15 protein-coding genes are annotated in these 14,257 nt (G+C 58.3%); 9 read left to right on the forward strand and 6 right to left on the reverse strand.

Annotation, left to right across the window (positions count from 1 at the left end):
* Nucleotides 1-71 precede the first annotated feature (71 nt).
* The gene (locus ACR0MJ_RS04000; RefSeq protein WP_480759357.1) at nt 72-1,058 is read right to left on the reverse strand and encodes a GlxA family transcriptional regulator; all 987 of its coding nucleotides are present in this window, start codon (nt 1,056-1,058) and stop codon (nt 72-74) included.
* A 132-nt stretch (nt 1,059-1,190) separates the two neighbouring features.
* Between ACR0MJ_RS04000 and bcoG the strand changes: the two genes are divergently transcribed.
* The 3 genes from bcoG (at nt 1,191) to ACR0MJ_RS04015 (ending at nt 4,411) form a co-directional block, all read left to right on the forward strand.
* On the forward strand, nt 1,191-2,108 hold the full coding sequence (bcoG, locus tag ACR0MJ_RS04005; protein WP_170800613.1) for a 3-dehydrocarnitine:acetyl-CoA trimethylamine transferase BcoG: 918 nt from the start codon (nt 1,191-1,193) through the stop codon (nt 2,106-2,108).
* Nucleotides 2,109-2,171: 63 nt separating this feature from the next.
* Nucleotides 2,172-3,653, forward strand: coding sequence for a carnitine 3-dehydrogenase (locus ACR0MJ_RS04010; protein ID WP_480759360.1), 1,482 nt, complete (start codon nt 2,172-2,174; stop codon nt 3,651-3,653).
* Nucleotides 3,650-4,411, forward strand: coding sequence for an SDR family oxidoreductase (locus tag ACR0MJ_RS04015; protein WP_170396769.1), 762 nt, complete (start codon nt 3,650-3,652; stop codon nt 4,409-4,411). The genes ACR0MJ_RS04010 and ACR0MJ_RS04015 overlap by 4 nt, the downstream gene beginning before the upstream one ends.
* A 1-nt stretch (nt 4,412) precedes the next feature.
* Here the strand turns inward: ACR0MJ_RS04015 and ACR0MJ_RS04020 are convergent, their stop codons facing one another.
* Together ACR0MJ_RS04020 and ACR0MJ_RS04025 are read right to left on the reverse strand one after the other, a co-directional pair.
* A complete protein-coding gene (locus ACR0MJ_RS04020; protein ID WP_170396771.1) occupies nt 4,413-4,595 on the reverse strand; it encodes a hypothetical protein in 183 nt (60 codons plus the stop codon).
* Between the two features lie 76 nt (nt 4,596-4,671).
* Complete coding sequence (locus tag ACR0MJ_RS04025; RefSeq protein ID WP_170732373.1) at nt 4,672-5,538, reverse strand: helix-turn-helix domain-containing protein; 867 nt, start codon at nt 5,536-5,538, stop codon at nt 4,672-4,674.
* 108 nt (nt 5,539-5,646) lie between these two features.
* Between ACR0MJ_RS04025 and ACR0MJ_RS04030 the strand changes: the two genes are divergently transcribed.
* Genes ACR0MJ_RS04030 through ACR0MJ_RS04040 form a run of 3 tightly spaced genes read left to right on the forward strand, consistent with a single transcriptional unit; the run spans nt 5,647 to nt 7,669 of the window.
* On the forward strand, nt 5,647-5,850 hold the full coding sequence (locus ACR0MJ_RS04030; RefSeq protein WP_170396775.1) for a DUF2061 domain-containing protein: 204 nt from the start codon (nt 5,647-5,649) through the stop codon (nt 5,848-5,850).
* A complete protein-coding gene (locus ACR0MJ_RS04035; RefSeq protein WP_480759365.1) occupies nt 5,843-6,745 on the forward strand; it encodes a fatty acid desaturase in 903 nt (300 codons plus the stop codon). The genes ACR0MJ_RS04030 and ACR0MJ_RS04035 overlap by 8 nt, the downstream gene beginning before the upstream one ends.
* A gap of 21 nt (nt 6,746-6,766) precedes the next feature.
* Complete coding sequence (locus ACR0MJ_RS04040; RefSeq protein ID WP_480759368.1) at nt 6,767-7,669, forward strand: EamA family transporter; 903 nt, start codon at nt 6,767-6,769, stop codon at nt 7,667-7,669.
* Here ACR0MJ_RS04040 and ACR0MJ_RS04045 read toward each other — a convergent pair.
* From ACR0MJ_RS04045 to ACR0MJ_RS04055, 3 genes are all read right to left on the reverse strand, one after another.
* The gene (locus ACR0MJ_RS04045; protein WP_170396782.1) at nt 7,666-9,018 is read right to left on the reverse strand and encodes a DEAD/DEAH box helicase; all 1,353 of its coding nucleotides are present in this window, start codon (nt 9,016-9,018) and stop codon (nt 7,666-7,668) included. The two genes, ACR0MJ_RS04040 and ACR0MJ_RS04045, sit on opposite strands and share 4 nt — an antisense overlap.
* Nucleotides 9,019-9,201: 183 nt before the next feature.
* The gene (locus tag ACR0MJ_RS04050; RefSeq protein ID WP_170406195.1) at nt 9,202-10,107 is read right to left on the reverse strand and encodes a glycosyltransferase family 2 protein; all 906 of its coding nucleotides are present in this window, start codon (nt 10,105-10,107) and stop codon (nt 9,202-9,204) included.
* Between the two features lie 41 nt (nt 10,108-10,148).
* Entirely contained in the window at nt 10,149-11,753 is a 1,605-nt protein-coding gene (locus ACR0MJ_RS04055; protein WP_170421995.1) for a peptide chain release factor 3, read from the reverse strand.
* A gap of 109 nt (nt 11,754-11,862) precedes the next feature.
* Between ACR0MJ_RS04055 and ACR0MJ_RS04060 the strand changes: the two genes are divergently transcribed.
* The 3 genes from ACR0MJ_RS04060 (at nt 11,863) to ACR0MJ_RS04070 (ending at nt 14,192) form a co-directional block, all read left to right on the forward strand.
* Entirely contained in the window at nt 11,863-12,225 is a 363-nt protein-coding gene (locus ACR0MJ_RS04060) for a SnoaL-like domain-containing protein (protein ID WP_170396787.1), read from the forward strand.
* A gap of 72 nt (nt 12,226-12,297) precedes the next feature.
* The gene (locus tag ACR0MJ_RS04065) at nt 12,298-13,077 is read left to right on the forward strand and encodes an SDR family oxidoreductase (protein ID WP_170396789.1); all 780 of its coding nucleotides are present in this window, start codon (nt 12,298-12,300) and stop codon (nt 13,075-13,077) included.
* 2 nt (nt 13,078-13,079) lie between these two features.
* On the forward strand, nt 13,080-14,192 hold the full coding sequence (locus tag ACR0MJ_RS04070) for a hypothetical protein (protein ID WP_480759372.1): 1,113 nt from the start codon (nt 13,080-13,082) through the stop codon (nt 14,190-14,192).
* Nucleotides 14,193-14,257 lie beyond the last annotated feature (65 nt).

A 14,257-nucleotide genomic window follows, 5' to 3' on the forward strand; every position in this document is an offset into this window, starting at 1 on the left:
ATGGGGGCTCTGCCCCCGTCGCCTTTGGCGACTCCCCCGAGGTATTTTATGCCAGATGAAGTTGGATCGTGTCAGTGATGGGTTGGTTGCGTACGGTCTTGCCTGAGGTCGCGAGCCGTGAGGCCGTGGGCGGTTCGGAACGCGCGGGCGAAGCTGGATTGCGAGGCGAAGCCGGTGGCCAGCGCCACGTCCATCAGCGGCAGGTCGGTATCGGTAACCAGACGGCGGGCCTCGGCCAGTCTGAGTTGCAGGTAGTGATCCTGTGGAGTTGTATTCAGGCGCAGGCGGAACTGCTGCTGCAGGGTGCGCGTACTAGTGCCGAGTCTATCGGCGATGTGCGCAAGGGACAGGGGGTCGTCCAGTGAGGATTCCATCAATGAGTTGGCTTTGGCTGTGAGCGCGGTGTGACGGTGCGGCGCACCGGTGCGGCTTTGTGGTTTTGAGGGCTGAGACGCACCTTCATAGAGGAATAGCCCGGACACGCGGGCGGCAAAGCCCGCGCCATGACGTGCAGCAATAATATGGAGCATCATATCGATCGCCGGGACGGCGCCGCCGGAGGTCAGGCGGGTATCGGATACGGTAAATCGGTCAGGGCGCACATCGACATTGGGAAAGCGCGCAGCGAAGTTCTCCAAATCCTCCCAATGGGTCGTCGCCGCGTGACCGTCGAGCAATCCAGCCTCAGCCAGCAACCAGGGGCCGCCATCGATCCCGGCGATTGTTGCACCGGTGGCCGCGATCCTGCGGAGCCCGGCGAGCAGGCTGGGCGTCGCGTGACGGGCCAATTGGAATCCGGCAACTACGATCAACAGATCGCAGCCCTGCAACCGGGCCAGGGGAATGCCCTGCACACTCAGGGCGCTGGTCAGCATCGCGGGTTCTGCGGTTGCCGTGACGTAGTCCCAATCAAAAGCGGGCCGATCCGCTAGTCGGTTGGCAGCACGCATCGGATCGACGGCGGCCGCGAAGCTGAGTGTGTTGCATTCGTCCAGCACCAGCACCGCCGTTTTCAGGGCGCGATGTTCGGGCTGCAGTATGTTTTTTGCGGATTTCATCAAGTCTGATTCGCATTTTGCTAAGTGGTTCCCTCAAGGCTGCGTCAGAGTTGGCGTTGACGCAAATCGGAATCCGGGGAGAAGCCTGGGGAAAACCCACGGTAAAACCGGGTATAAGCTGGGGATAACGCCATGCCTTTGGAAATGAACCGCGAAGTCTTTATCACCTGTGCCGTCACCGGCTCGGGCGGGACACAGGATCGCAGCCCACATGTGCCGCGTTCGCCGAAGCAGATTGCCGATAGTGCAATTGCTGCAGCGAAAGCCGGTGCGGCCGTGGTGCACTGCCATGTGCGCGACCCCGAGACCGGTGCGCCTTCACGCGATCTGGCGCTGTACCGTGAAGTCACGGACCGCATTCGCGATGCCGAAGTAGACGCGGTTCTGAACCTGACGGCGGGCATGGGCGGAGATATGGTGTTTGGAGGTGTCGAGAACCCTCTGCCGCTGGCTGAGGTTGGAACCGATCTGGTTGGTGCCACTGAACGTGTTGCACATGTAGCGGAGTGCTTGCCTGAAATCTGTACTCTGGATTGTGGCACGATGAACTTTGCCGAGGCCGATTATGTGATGACCAATACGCCCGGCGCCTTGCGGGCGATGGGGCAGATGATGACCGATCTGGGTGTGAAGCCCGAGATCGAGGCCTTCGACACCGGCCATCTGTGGTTCGCCAAGCAGCTGGTGAAAGAGGGTGTTCTGGAACCGAACGCTCTGGTCCAGCTATGTATGGGGGTGCCGTGGGGGGCTCCGGATGATCTCAACACCTTTATGGCGATGGTGAACAATGTGCCGGATGACTGGACGTTCAGCGCGTTTTCGCTGGGGCGCAATGAGATGGCGTATGTCGCGGCCTCGGTTCTGGCGGGCGGCAATGTGCGCGTCGGGCTGGAGGACAACCTGTGGCTGGAAAAGGGTGTTCTGGCCGAAAACTGGCAGTTGGTCGAGCGTGCAGGCAGCATCATCGAAAACATGGGCGCGCGGGTGATCGGGCCGCAGGAAGTACGTGAAAAGTTGGGGCTTACTAAGCGGGCTCCGGTTGCGAAGTAGTCGCGGATTGGGGGCCAGCCCCCAAACCCCCGAGATATTTTTGGCCAGATGAAGAGGCGGATCGTGGGCAAAGAACAGCAAGCAAAAACAGCAGCAATCATCGGAGGCGGTGTGATTGGTGGCGGGTGGGCTGCCCGGTTCCTGCTGAACGGATGGGATGTTCGGGTATACGATCCCGACCCTGAAGCCGAGAGGAAGATCGGTGAGGTGTTAGATAACGCGCGCCGTTCTTTGCCGGGGTTGAGCGATGTACCTCTGCCGCCCGAAGGGACCCTGAGCTTTCATGACGATCTCGGTGAGGCAGTTCAGGGCGCGATCTGGATTCAGGAGAGCGTACCGGAAAGGCTCGATCTCAAGCTGAAGGTTTACAAGAGCTTGCAGGGGGTTTGTGATCCAGATGCAATCATCGGGTCTTCGACCAGCGGGTTCAAGCCATCGGAGCTGCAGGAGGCTGCGTTGCGGCCCGAGCAGATCGTGGTGACGCATCCATTCAACCCGGTTTATCTGTTGCCGCTGATCGAACTGGTTCCGACCGACAAGAATTCACCCGAATTGATCGGGCGGGCCAAACAGCTGTTGACCTCGGTTGGCTTCTTCCCGCTACACGTCAAGAAAGAGATTGATGCGCATATTGCCGACCGGTTTCTTGAGGCGGTGTGGCGCGAGGCGCTTTGGCTGGTGAAAGACGGCATCGCAACGACCGAAGAGATCGATGAATCCATCCGCATGGGTTTTGGTATCCGTTGGGCCCAGATGGGACTGTTCGAAACCTATCGCGTGGCCGGTGGAGAGGCCGGGATGCGGCATTTCATGGCTCAGTTCGGCCCGGCGCTGAAATGGCCCTGGACCAAGCTCATGGACGTGCCTGAGTTCACCGATGAGTTGGTCGACATGATTGCGGATCAGTCGGATGCGCAGTCTGGCAAGTACTCGATCCGCGAGTTGGAGCGTATCCGGGACAATAACCTCGTTGGTATGATGCGGGCGCTGAAGGCCCAGAACTATGGTGCAGGGGCGGTATTGAACCAGCATGATGCGGCCTTGAAGCCAGGAGCGCTGCCGACGCTGGACGAGGCGGATCTGAGCCAGCCGATCCTCACGCTGTCGCGCGCCGTTCCGCTGGATTGGACCGACTACAATGGCCACATGAATGAAGCTAAATATCTGGAGGCCTTTGCAGCGGCCACGGATCGTTTCATGGAAATCATTGGCTGCGATATGGAGTATATCGCGACAGGCGGCAGCTATTTCACTGCCGAAAATCACATCCGTTACATGCAGGAGACCCATGCGGGGTCGCGGATCGAATGCCGTACGCAGATGCTGTTAGGGCAGGGCAAGAAGCTGCATGTCTTCCACAGCATGTACGAGGGTGAAACGCTGCTGGCCACAGGCGAAAGCTTTCTTCTGCATGTCAGCCTTGAGACCCGACGCCCCAGCCCACCTTCACCTGAGATCGAGGCCGCGATGGCACGGGTTGCCGAGGCGCAGGCCGGGTTGCCTTATCCCGAAGGCGCGGGCGCGGCGATCCGCAAGCCCGCATGAGCAGCCGCGTCTTGATTACCGCAGGCGCCTCTGGCGTCGGCAGGGCCATGGCTGAAGCGTTTGATGCTGCCGGGGCTCAGGTCTGGGTTGCGGATGTTGATGCGGATGCGTTGGCGGATTGCCCGGCGCATTGGAAGCAAAGCCAGCTTGATGTGTCGGATGAGGATGCTGTCGCGGCTGCGTTTACCGACCTTGAGACCGAATGGGACGGGCTTGATGTGCTCTGTGCGAATGCGGGGATAGCGGGCCCCACCGCAGCGGTTGAGGACGTTTCCCTGACGGATTGGAGGTCATGCCTTTCCATCAATCTAGAGGGGTCATTTTTGTGCTCTAAATACGCTGCACCTCTGATGAAACAGCAACGCAGCGGCGCGATCTTGATCACTTCATCGACTGCAGGCCAGTACGGATACCCCAACCGCGCGCCGTACGCGGCGGCCAAGTGGGGCATGGTGGGATTAGGCAAAACGCTGGCGATGGAACTTGGGCCGCACGGAATCCGCTGCAATGTGATCTGCCCGGGTTCGGTCGAAGGTCCACGAATGGAGGGCGTGTTGCAGCGCGAGGCCGATGCCAAGGGCATGACCCGGGATCAGGTTTACGACGGCTATGCCTCGGGCACGTCCATGGGCCGCTTTGTAGAGGCGCAGGACATTGCGAACATGGCTGTATTCCTGGCTTCAGATGCAGCGAGGCTGGTGTCGGGTCAGGTAATCGCGGTGGATGGCCATACGGTCAATCCTGACCCGAAACTGTGAATCAGCCCTGATTTGGCCCCCGAATCTGGCGGATGGCGCTGCGGACGGCTTGCCAGTCCTGCGCCTCCTGCTGATTTCCGGCGGCTTCGCATTCGCGCATTTTCTGCGCAGCTTCGGCTTCGGCCCGATCGCCATGGGCCGTATAAAGGGCACGTGCGTATTCAGCGGTTTTGAGTGCGTCCATTCCCGTCATCCTCCATCTCAGATCGGAATGTCTGTAGTTTCGCGCCAAATGACTATACTACAGCTTTGAGCCCAGGTCATGTCTGAGAGATTTCTGAGCGCAATTGCTGTAGATGGTCCGGGAAATCACGCGCGGTCATATCCGCCTCTCGAACCAGCCGGTCGAAATGGAGCGTAAAGACCTCAATCCGATCACGGTCTCGGAAAGCCATGTAGTGGCTTCCGGCATAGAACACGCAAAGAAGTGGGCCGAATATCGTGACGGGGGCAGAGTAAAGACGTTTTGCATCAAATAGATAGATGCGCAGACGTGGATAAAGCTGCTCACACACCGACAGCAGGTGATCGATCTGATCCAACCGGACCTGAAGCGGTAGTCCCTCGTAGTAACCGGTGGCATAGGCAAAGCTGTGAAGCTCGTACAACGGCATGGCAATCTCATAATCGGACTGGGCGCTGCGCATCCATGCCAGCCGGTCTGCCGAGGCGCCAATGGCTTGATCTGCAGTACGGCCGAGATGCGGAGCGTATTCCCATTCAAGCACGGCGCGGGTCTTGAGCATGTCGGGCAGGGTGGCCGGAACGTAGCGTATCTTGTAGCCGGCAGCCTCCTGGTGCCATTCAAAGATGCGCTCATCAACCAATGCCCGGGCGGCCTCGGTTAGGGTGAGGGAACTGGCCAATAGTTCTGCCGCGCTTTCTGGTCGGTTGGAAAGCCCAAGAAGCCAGTCGGCGGAAACCCCGAGCGCCGAGGCGCAGCTACCGACCACATGCGCATTGGGCAGGCGCGCGCCCGCACCGGTCAGCAACTGCGAAACGGTCGATCGGTCAACACCGATGTCGCGTGCCAGGGCGCTTTGGCTGACATCTCGATCCTGCATTGCTCGGGCCAGGCGCTGGCGAAAATGCAGGGCACGATCCCGTTTGTCGATTTTATCAATCATGTGGTGATTAATATCACCTTTGGTGAGAATTGTTAATCATATTCAGAATTCACGACCCTTGGCTCTGTCTGTAACGCTGGTGTTACAAAAATAAGAATGGGGTCTGGAATGGAAACGCGACGCAGGTCGGTCGTGAAGGCGCTGGTGTGGAATGCGATGGGGCTGGCGATGATGACGCTGGTTGGTTTGATCGCCACGGGTTCAGCAGCACTTGGAGGGATGGTTGCTTTGGTCAATACAGCCATTGGCTTGACCATGTATGTAATTTACGAGCGTATCTGGGCCGGAATCACGTGGGGCCGCAATGGCTGAGCCGGTCACACCCAAATCGCCCGAATGGGCGACATTTGCCCTGATTATCGCTTGTTATTCCGCTTGGCTTGGTGCGATTTTCTGGCTGGCAGGCATATCATTGTGGCTGGCGATCCCCTTCATGGGGCTGGTAGCCGCTCTGCATTCCTCGCTGACGCATGAGGCGCTGCACGGGCACCCCTTTCGCCAGAAATGGCTGAATGAGGCGCTGATAGCGATGCCGCTGACTTTGTTCATTCCTTACAATCGGTTTCGAGACCTGCATCTGGCGCATCACTGTGACGCGAACCTAACCGATCCCTACGATGACCCTGAGACCAACTATCTTGACCCACAGGTCTGGGCGTCTCTGTCCGGTTGGCAGAGGCGGATGTATCAAGTGAACAATACTTTGCTGGGGCGGATGGTTCTGGGGCCTGCAATTGGGCAGGTTGCGTTCTTGCGGGATGAACTGCGTGGTGCACTTCGCGGAGATCGGGCGATTTTGTTGGCATGGGCGCTGCATATGCCCGGCGTTGTCGCGACTCTTTGGATCGTCGCGCTTTCGCAAATGCCGATCTGGGCCTTCGCCCTTTCAGCATATATCGGGTTGGGTTTGGTCAAGATCCGCACATTCCTGGAACACCGCGCGCATGAGAAATCGCGCGCGCGCACAGTGATCGTAGAAGACCGTGGCATCCTTGCATTTCTGTTTTTGAACAATAACTTGCACGTCGTTCATCATATGAACCCATCAGCACCTTGGTACCGATTGCCTGCACTCTACCGCACGGGCAAGGAAAGGTACCTGGCCTGTAACGAGGCTTATGTCTACCGTTCGTACGGGCAGATATTCCGAGAGTATTTCTGGCGCGCCAAAGATCCGGTGGCACATCCGCTCTGGCCAAAGCCTTGATTTAACGACAGAAGGGAAGCCATGAGTTTATGGATTCCCGTCACCATCGCGGCCGCATCGTTCCAGACGGTGCGGTTCATGCTGCAGAAATCCCTGAGCAGCGTGAAGCTTTCGGCTGCCGGGGCGACATTTGCACGATTCGCCTATTCCATGCCATTGGCCTTGCTGGGGCTTTTCATTGCTTTGGGCGCGACGGGGTACGAAATGCCAGCGCTGTCGGCGAAGTTCTGGATATTTGCTGTCATCGGCGGGACCACACAGATATTGGCCACGATCTGCGTTGTGGCATTGTTCAAGCAGCGCAACTTTGCGGTAGGGATTACGTTCAAGAAAACTGAGGTGATTCAAACCGCTATTGTGGGGTTCCTTGTCCTCGGCGATCAGGTCTCTACCGGGGCGCTGGGGGCAATTCTGCTTGGGTTGCTGGCCGTCCTGTTATTGTCAAAAACGCCCGGAGGCAGCGGCGCTTGGTGGCAACATCTGACAAACAAAGCCTCGCGTCTTGGACTGGGGTCAGGCGTGTTATTCGCATTCTCCTCGGTCAGCTATCGCGGCGCCTCTTTGCAATTGGGCGACATCGATGCGTGGTTCCGGGCACTTGTGACACTGGCCGTCGTGGTAACGTTTCAGTTTCTCAGCATGTGGCTGTGGCTGCTTTGGCGAGACAGGGCCGAGCTGCGCGCGGTGTGGGAGACTCGCCTGACCGGTGTTTTTGTCGGCCTGACCAGCCTCTGTGGTTCGTTTTGCTGGTTCTTCGCCTTCACGTTGCAGAACGCAGCCTATGTAAAGGCCTTGGGTCAGATCGAACTGATCCTCAGCCTGTTCGCATCGCTGCTGTTTTTCCGTGAAACCATCACCCGGCGCGAGATCGCCGGGATGACGTTGCTTGGCTTGTCGATACTGGCGCTTGTGCTGACAATCTAGCCAGCGCGACGCTCATCAAAGCTGAGAGCGATAAAGCTGGGGAGGTGATCCCCCATGCCTACAACTGCTGGCCCGCCATCGTCGCGACGCCCACGACCACGGGTTTTGGGCTCTCGCTCTTTGCGGCTCTCGCTCTTTTTGTTGTCCGACGCTTTGGCCTTCTTCTCTGGCTTTGGCGCCTCGGGCTTGGGCTCGTCTGCCTTGACCGGATTGTCGATGCGCGGAATGTCTTTCTGAATCAGGCTTTCGATCGCGGCCAGCGCCTTTTCATCGCGGCCCGAGCAGATCGTGATCGCCTTGCCCTCGCGCCCAGCACGACCGGTGCGGCCGATGCGGTGGACGTAGTCCTCGGCATGGCCGGGAACGTCGAAATTGAACACATGGCTGACCGAGGGGATATCCAGACCCCGTGCCGCAACGTCCGAGGCCACAAGCAGCCGCAGTGATCCATCGCGGAATCCGTCCAGTGTTTTCATTCGCTGCGACTGGTCCAGATCACCATGAATCGCGGCGGCATTGTAGCCGTATTTCTTCAGTGATTTGGCGCAGATATCCACATCCGTCTTGCGGTTGCAGAAGATGATGGCGTTGGTGCATTTGTCACCTTCGGCATCGATCAGCGCGCGCAGGGTTTTGCGTTTCTGGCTTGCCTCACGATCCCGACGACCGCCTTTGAACATCACCACGCCCTGTTCGATGGTTTCCGAGGCGGTGGCCTGACGCGCGACTTCAACCCGGGTTGGGGCTGACAGGAAGGTGTCGGTGATCCGTTCGATCTCAGGTGCCATGGTGGCCGAGAAGAACAGCGTCTGGCGGGTGAAGGGTGTCAGCGAGAATATGCGTTCAATATCGGGGATAAAGCCCATATCGAGCATCCGGTCGGCCTCATCCACCACCATGATCTGAACACCAGTCAGCAACAGCTTGCCACGCTCGAAATGGTCCAACAAACGGCCCGGGGTGGCGATCAGAACGTCAACACCGCGATCAATCAGAGCATCTTGCTCTTTGAACGATACGCCGCCGATCAGCAGCGCTTTGGTCAGCTTGAGGTGCTTGGCGTAGGTGTCGAAGTTTTCGGCCACCTGTGCTGCCAGTTCCCGCGTCGGGCACAAGACCAGCGAGCGGGGCATCCGCGCTCGCGCACGCCCGCGTGCGAGCAGTGTGATCATGGGCAGGGTGAAGCTGGCGGTTTTGCCGGTGCCGGTCTGGGCAATCCCCAAAACATCGCGCCCTTCCAGCGCGGCTGGAATTGCGCCTTCCTGGATCGGTGTCGGAGTTTCGTATCCAGCTTCCTCAATGGCTTTGAGGACCTTCGGGTTCAGGTTCAGTTCGTTAAACTTTGTCATGTATGTCCGGTTCAAGCGGACACTAGACCTGGCCCGCGCGTCAGAAAATGCCGGGCCCGGATGGCCATGCGCCCCATGCGCGTTTCGGCTGTGGCGCGGGCATAACAAAAACGTGGGGCAGGGTCAAATGAAGTCGGTTTAATCCGTGGCAAATCTGCCGGTAACAAGGATTTCCGCAACAATTCAGATGGTTCCGGGAAAGTGTTTCGCGACTTTTTGGTCCAGATCAAGCGGCCGGTGACGGATCATGTCGTTATCCTCAAGCCGTTCCAGCACTTCCGGGTCAGCAGCGCTGATTTCATCGTAAAATTCCCGCAGGCCATCGAGCCCGTATTCGGTCTCCAGAAGGGTGATCAATTCGTACCTGTCTAGCGCACCGATCTTTCGCGGGCGATCCGGGCTGGCCTGGTACGAGCCGCGTTCGAGGCGGAAACGATAATGCGCCAGCCAATGCTCCCAATCCGGGGCGTGGCGATGACACAGATCGATCTGAGGAAGCTCGGTTCTGACTGGCAGAAACTCACCGTGCTGATAGAGGTTGTGGATACGGTCGCTCAGTTTTTTCAAACCGCCGCGTACGAACAGTTTGCCCTGAATGTGGCTCATAAAACCGGCCAGAACGTAAGTGCCGAAATTGGGATAGAGCGCTTCGACCAGCGCTTGTCGATTCTGACCTTCGGGAATGAACGCTTTGTAGAGGTCCTGGCCACCCGCCAGCGCCTCAATCGGGCGGACGCGGACGGCGGGGATGTCATCGGGAATGTCGCGCAGCAGGTCGGGGATCGGGGACATTGGCCACAAAAACTCATCGACATCGATATGTGCGACCCAGTCCAGATCAGTCCTGTTGTAGATCAAATTCGCATTCGAGGATTGGCGAACCTGATGTTTGTCCGGCCTCTCACGCCTGCGACGCTTCCAGAACGCCGCATCGCAGGTACGCACCCGGATCCGGGGATGCTCGCGCAGGGCTGAGATGTCCCCCTGGACCGGCTCGTCCAGAAAGATGTGAATCCGGTCCGCGCCGATATCGAGGTGGTGGGCGGCAAAGCGCAGAATATCCTCACGCGGGGCGCGGATCGTGGACACAATCCCCCATTTGGTCACTTCTGGATTGCCCGCAGAGTCCGTCAGGTCATCATTTCCTTAGTCGCGGTCAGGCTCAGCTCGGGATAATCGCGGACGACCCGGTCGATGTCCCACTGCAGCCGCGTCAGATAGACGATATCTCCATCGTGATCATGGGCAATATGCTGCTTGTTGGCGTTGACGAATTTGTCGATCTCAACCTTGTTGCCACTGACCCAACGGGCCGAGGTGAACTGAGACGCCTCAAACCGCACAGGCAGGCCGTATTCCATCTCAATCCGGCTGGCGAGCACCTCGAATTGCAGCGCACCGACGACTCCGACGATGAAGCCCGACCCAATCGAAGGTTTGAATACCTTCGCGGCACCTTCCTCGGCAAACTGCATCAGCGCTTTTTCCAGATGTTTGGCTTTCATCGGATCGCCTGCACGCACGGTTTGCAGCAGTTCCGGCGCGAAGGACGGGATGCCGGTCACCCGGATCGCCTCACCTTCGGTCAGCGTGTCGCCGATGCGCAGCTGACCGTGGTTGGGAATGCCGATGATGTCTCCGGCCCAGGCTTCCTCGGCCAGTTCCCGGTCAGAGGCGAGGAACAGCACGGGGTTCGATATTGCCATCGGTTTCTTCGATCGCACATGCGTTAGCTTCATGCCGCGTTTGAAATGGCCCGAGGCCATGCGGACAAAGGCCACCCGGTCGCGGTGTTTGGGGTCCATATTGGCCTGCACCTTGAACACGAAACCGGCGACCTTCTTTTCATCGGGCGCGATCTGACGGGGCTCAGCCGACTGAACCTGCGGCTGCGGACCATAGGCGCCGATACCCTCCATCAGTTCCTTGACGCCAAACGAGTTGATGGCCGAACCAAACCAGATCGGGGTCATGTGCCCCTCAAGCACCGCCTGAGGGTCGAGCTTGGGCAGCAATTCGCGTGCCATCTCAACCTCTTCCAGCAGCTTGTCGAGCAATTCAGCGGGCACATGCTCGGCCAGCTTAGGGTCATCCAGACCATTGATTTGGATGCTTTCGGCCACCTTGTTGCGGTCGGCGCGGTCCATCAGCTCAAGCCGGTCGCGCAGCATGTCGTAGCAGCCGATGAAATCGCGACCCACACCGATAGGCCACGCGGCTGGCGTGACGTCGATCGCCAGCATTTCCTGAATTTCGTCGATGATCTCGAACGTATCCCGGCTTTCGCGGTCCATCTTGTTACAGAAGGTCAGGATCGGCAGATCGCGCAGGCGGCAGACCTCGAACAGTTTCTGCGTCTGGCTTTCCACACCTTTCGCACCGTCAATGACCATGACGGCGGCGTCTACGGCCGTCAGGGTGCGATAGGTGTCTTCGGAGAAATCCGAGTGGCCGGGTGTGTCCACCAGATTGAACCGGAAGTTCCCATAGTCGAACGACATGGCTGAGGCTGAGACCGAAATACCACGATCTTTCTCCATCTGCATAAAGTCCGACCGCGTCCGCCGTGCCTCACCCTTGGCCCGTACCTGTCCAGCCATCTGGATCGCGCCGCCGTACAGCAGAAACTTTTCCGTTAGCGTCGTCTTGCCCGCATCCGGGTGCGAGATGATAGCGAAGGTCCGGCGACGAGCGATCTCGGGCGGCAGGGTGGGTTGGTTCGAAGTATCAAGCATAAGCGCGCGTATAGGCGGGGAATCCAACTGAGGCAAGACAAAGGGGGTGGTTCGAATCATGTGGCTGTGGCAATAAGAACATATAGTGAACAAAATATGGAGTGGACCAATGAATTTGAAAGAAATCGCAGACGAACTGGTTGCTGGATGCCGCGAGAACCGGGCCAAGGAGAACCTCGAGAAGCTTTATGCCTCGGATGCTGTTTCTGTTGAGGGACAGGATTTTGCGGGCATGGGGCGCGAGACACACGGATTGGAAGCCATTCGTGGCAAGCACGAATGGTGGGAAGGCGCTCATGAAGTATCGGGCGCGTCCGTCAGTGGCCCGTACCCGCATGGTGACGACCGCTTTGCCGTGATCTTTGAAGTGCAGGGCAAGGTGAAAGAAACCGGTGAGAGCTTTGATATGCGTGAGGTCGGTGTCTATCACGTCGCCGATGGCAAGATCGTGCGTGAAGAGTTCTTTTATTAATCCGCAAGATCCCATTCTGGTCTTCTTTGCCGGGCCGATGTTAGATGTGTGCCGAAGATAGGGAGGGCCAGAATGGACTTGGGAATTCGCGGAAAACGTGCGCTGGTTTGTGCCAGCAGCAAAGGCTTGGGATTGGGCTGTGCCGAGGCGTTGGCCGAAGCCGGCGTTGATCTTGTGATGAACGCGCGCGGAGCCGAAACGTTGGAGGCTGAAGCCACGCGTTTGCGATCATCATATGGCGTTGCCGTGCAGACAGTGGCTTGTGATGTTACCACACCAGAGGGTCAGGCCGAGGTGATAAGTGCCGCGCAGGGTGCTGATATCCTTGTCACAAACGCGGGTGGCCCTCCGCCCGGCATGTGGTCAGACTGGGAGCGTGATGATTTCATCAAAGCGCTGGATGCCAATATGCTGACACCCATAGCTTTCATGAAGGCTCTGCTGCCGGGCATGATGGATAAGGGCTGGGGTCGCGTGGTGAATATCACCTCGCAGTCGGTACGCGCGCCGATTGCGGTGCTGGGCCTGTCGAATGCGGCGCGAACTGGATTAACCGGCTATGTTGCGGGCACATCGCGCCAGGTGGCACCACATGGCGTGACGATCAATAATCTGCTGCCAGGTATCCACGCCACCGACCGCGCGAACGCGCTGGATGGCGGGGTGTCAGAGCAGAAAGGTATTTCGATGGCCGAGGCACGGGCTGAACGCGCTGCAACCATCCCAGCGAGACGCTATGGCACGAGGGAAGAGTTTGGGGCGACCTGCGCGTTTCTATGCTCGCAGCACGCCGGGTTCATTGTCGGGCAGAACATTTTGCTGGACGGTGGTGGCACCAATCTGACGATGTAGGTATGGCACAGAACTTTTCTCTGAAAGATCAGTTGTTCAACGCGGAAAAGGTAAGCTTTCTTGCGGGCTTGTTCGCCAATGCTGGTTCCGATTTCAAGGAAGAAGCATTCGCGGCGAAAGTGATGTCGCGTTTGCCCGAGCTTGAACTGAAAGAGCGTATGGCGTGGATTGCAGAGTGTCTGCAAGAATCGGTGCCCGGCGATTTGCCGGCAGTGGCACCGGTCATTCTGCGGGCGCTGCCGCCTCCGCTGGACCCCGCCAAAAGTGATGATGACTTCGGAGACTTTATCTTTGCGCCCTTGGGTGATTGGGTTTGTGCAATCGGCCTGGATCATCCCGCTTTGGCGCTGGATGTATTCGAAGAGCTGACCCAGCGATTTTCGATGGAATGGGCGATCCGCCCGTTCCTCAATCACCACTCCGAACTGGTCATGGCGCGGATGCAGGGCTGGTGCACCCATCCCAGCTATCACGTGCGTCGTCTGGTCAGCGAGGGCACGCGGCCTCGTTTACCGTGGGGGCAGGCCGTTGGCTTGGCAATGTCAGACCCATTGCCGTTATTGGACCGGTTGCACGGGGATCGGACGCGCTATGTGACGCGCTCGGTCGCCAATCATCTGAATGATATCACCAAGAAAGACCCCGATCTGGTGCTGGAACGTCTGCGGGATTGGGGCAAGGCAGGGCGGCAGGACAAGGATGAACTGAACTGGATGACATCTCATGCATTACGAGGCCTTGTGAAATCTGGGCATCCCAAGGCGATGAAGGTGCTTGGATACGATCCCGATGCAGATATTGCGGTTGAGATTCAGGTAAACGGTCCGGCCCGGATTGGTGAAGCGCTGGAGTTTGAAACCCGCCTGAGCGGCGCAGAAGATCAGCCAGTCTTGGTCGACTATATCGTTCATTTCCAACGACCTGGCGGAAAGATCTCACCCAAGGTTCACAAGTTGAAACAGGCCGCGCTTACAGGTGGTCAGTTGACACTTAGAAAGCGGCACAAGCTGAAGGGCAATGCAACAACGTTCAAGTTGGTTCCTGGGCCGCATCGGTTGGAGATTCAAGTGAACGGCCGCGTGCACGCAGGCGTGGATTTCGACCTGCTCGCTTGAGCCCTGTCACGGTTTCGTCAGATCGGGCGCTGGTGGATTGCGTGGTGTGGATTGCTGCACTAGCT

The organism is Ruegeria sp. C6 (assembly GCF_056537625.1).

What these genes read in the sequence shown, in the direction of transcription:
- ACR0MJ_RS04000 (WP_480759357.1), bottom strand. Translation starts at nt 1,058, where the DNA reads ATGAAATCCGCAAAAAACATACTGCAGCCCGAACATCGCGCCCTGAAA.
- ACR0MJ_RS04035 (WP_480759365.1), top strand. Translation starts at nt 5,843, where the DNA reads ATGGCTGAGCCGGTCACACCCAAATCGCCCGAATGGGCGACATTTGCC.
- ACR0MJ_RS04060 (WP_170396787.1), top strand. Translation starts at nt 11,863, where the DNA reads ATGAATTTGAAAGAAATCGCAGACGAACTGGTTGCTGGATGCCGCGAG.
- ACR0MJ_RS04070 (WP_480759372.1), top strand. Translation starts at nt 13,080, where the DNA reads ATGGCACAGAACTTTTCTCTGAAAGATCAGTTGTTCAACGCGGAAAAG.
- ACR0MJ_RS04065 (WP_170396789.1), top strand. Translation starts at nt 12,298, where the DNA reads ATGGACTTGGGAATTCGCGGAAAACGTGCGCTGGTTTGTGCCAGCAGC.
- ACR0MJ_RS04025 (WP_170732373.1), bottom strand. Translation starts at nt 5,538, where the DNA reads ATGATTGATAAAATCGACAAACGGGATCGTGCCCTGCATTTTCGCCAG.
- ACR0MJ_RS04045 (WP_170396782.1), bottom strand. Translation starts at nt 9,018, where the DNA reads ATGACAAAGTTTAACGAACTGAACCTGAACCCGAAGGTCCTCAAAGCC.
- ACR0MJ_RS04040 (WP_480759368.1), top strand. Translation starts at nt 6,767, where the DNA reads ATGAGTTTATGGATTCCCGTCACCATCGCGGCCGCATCGTTCCAGACG.
- ACR0MJ_RS04015 (WP_170396769.1), top strand. Translation starts at nt 3,650, where the DNA reads ATGAGCAGCCGCGTCTTGATTACCGCAGGCGCCTCTGGCGTCGGCAGG.
- ACR0MJ_RS04055 (WP_170421995.1), bottom strand. Translation starts at nt 11,753, where the DNA reads ATGCTTGATACTTCGAACCAACCCACCCTGCCGCCCGAGATCGCTCGT.
- ACR0MJ_RS04020 (WP_170396771.1), bottom strand. Translation starts at nt 4,595, where the DNA reads ATGGACGCACTCAAAACCGCTGAATACGCACGTGCCCTTTATACGGCC.
- bcoG (WP_170800613.1), top strand. Translation starts at nt 1,191, where the DNA reads ATGCCTTTGGAAATGAACCGCGAAGTCTTTATCACCTGTGCCGTCACC.
- ACR0MJ_RS04030 (WP_170396775.1), top strand. Translation starts at nt 5,647, where the DNA reads ATGGAAACGCGACGCAGGTCGGTCGTGAAGGCGCTGGTGTGGAATGCG.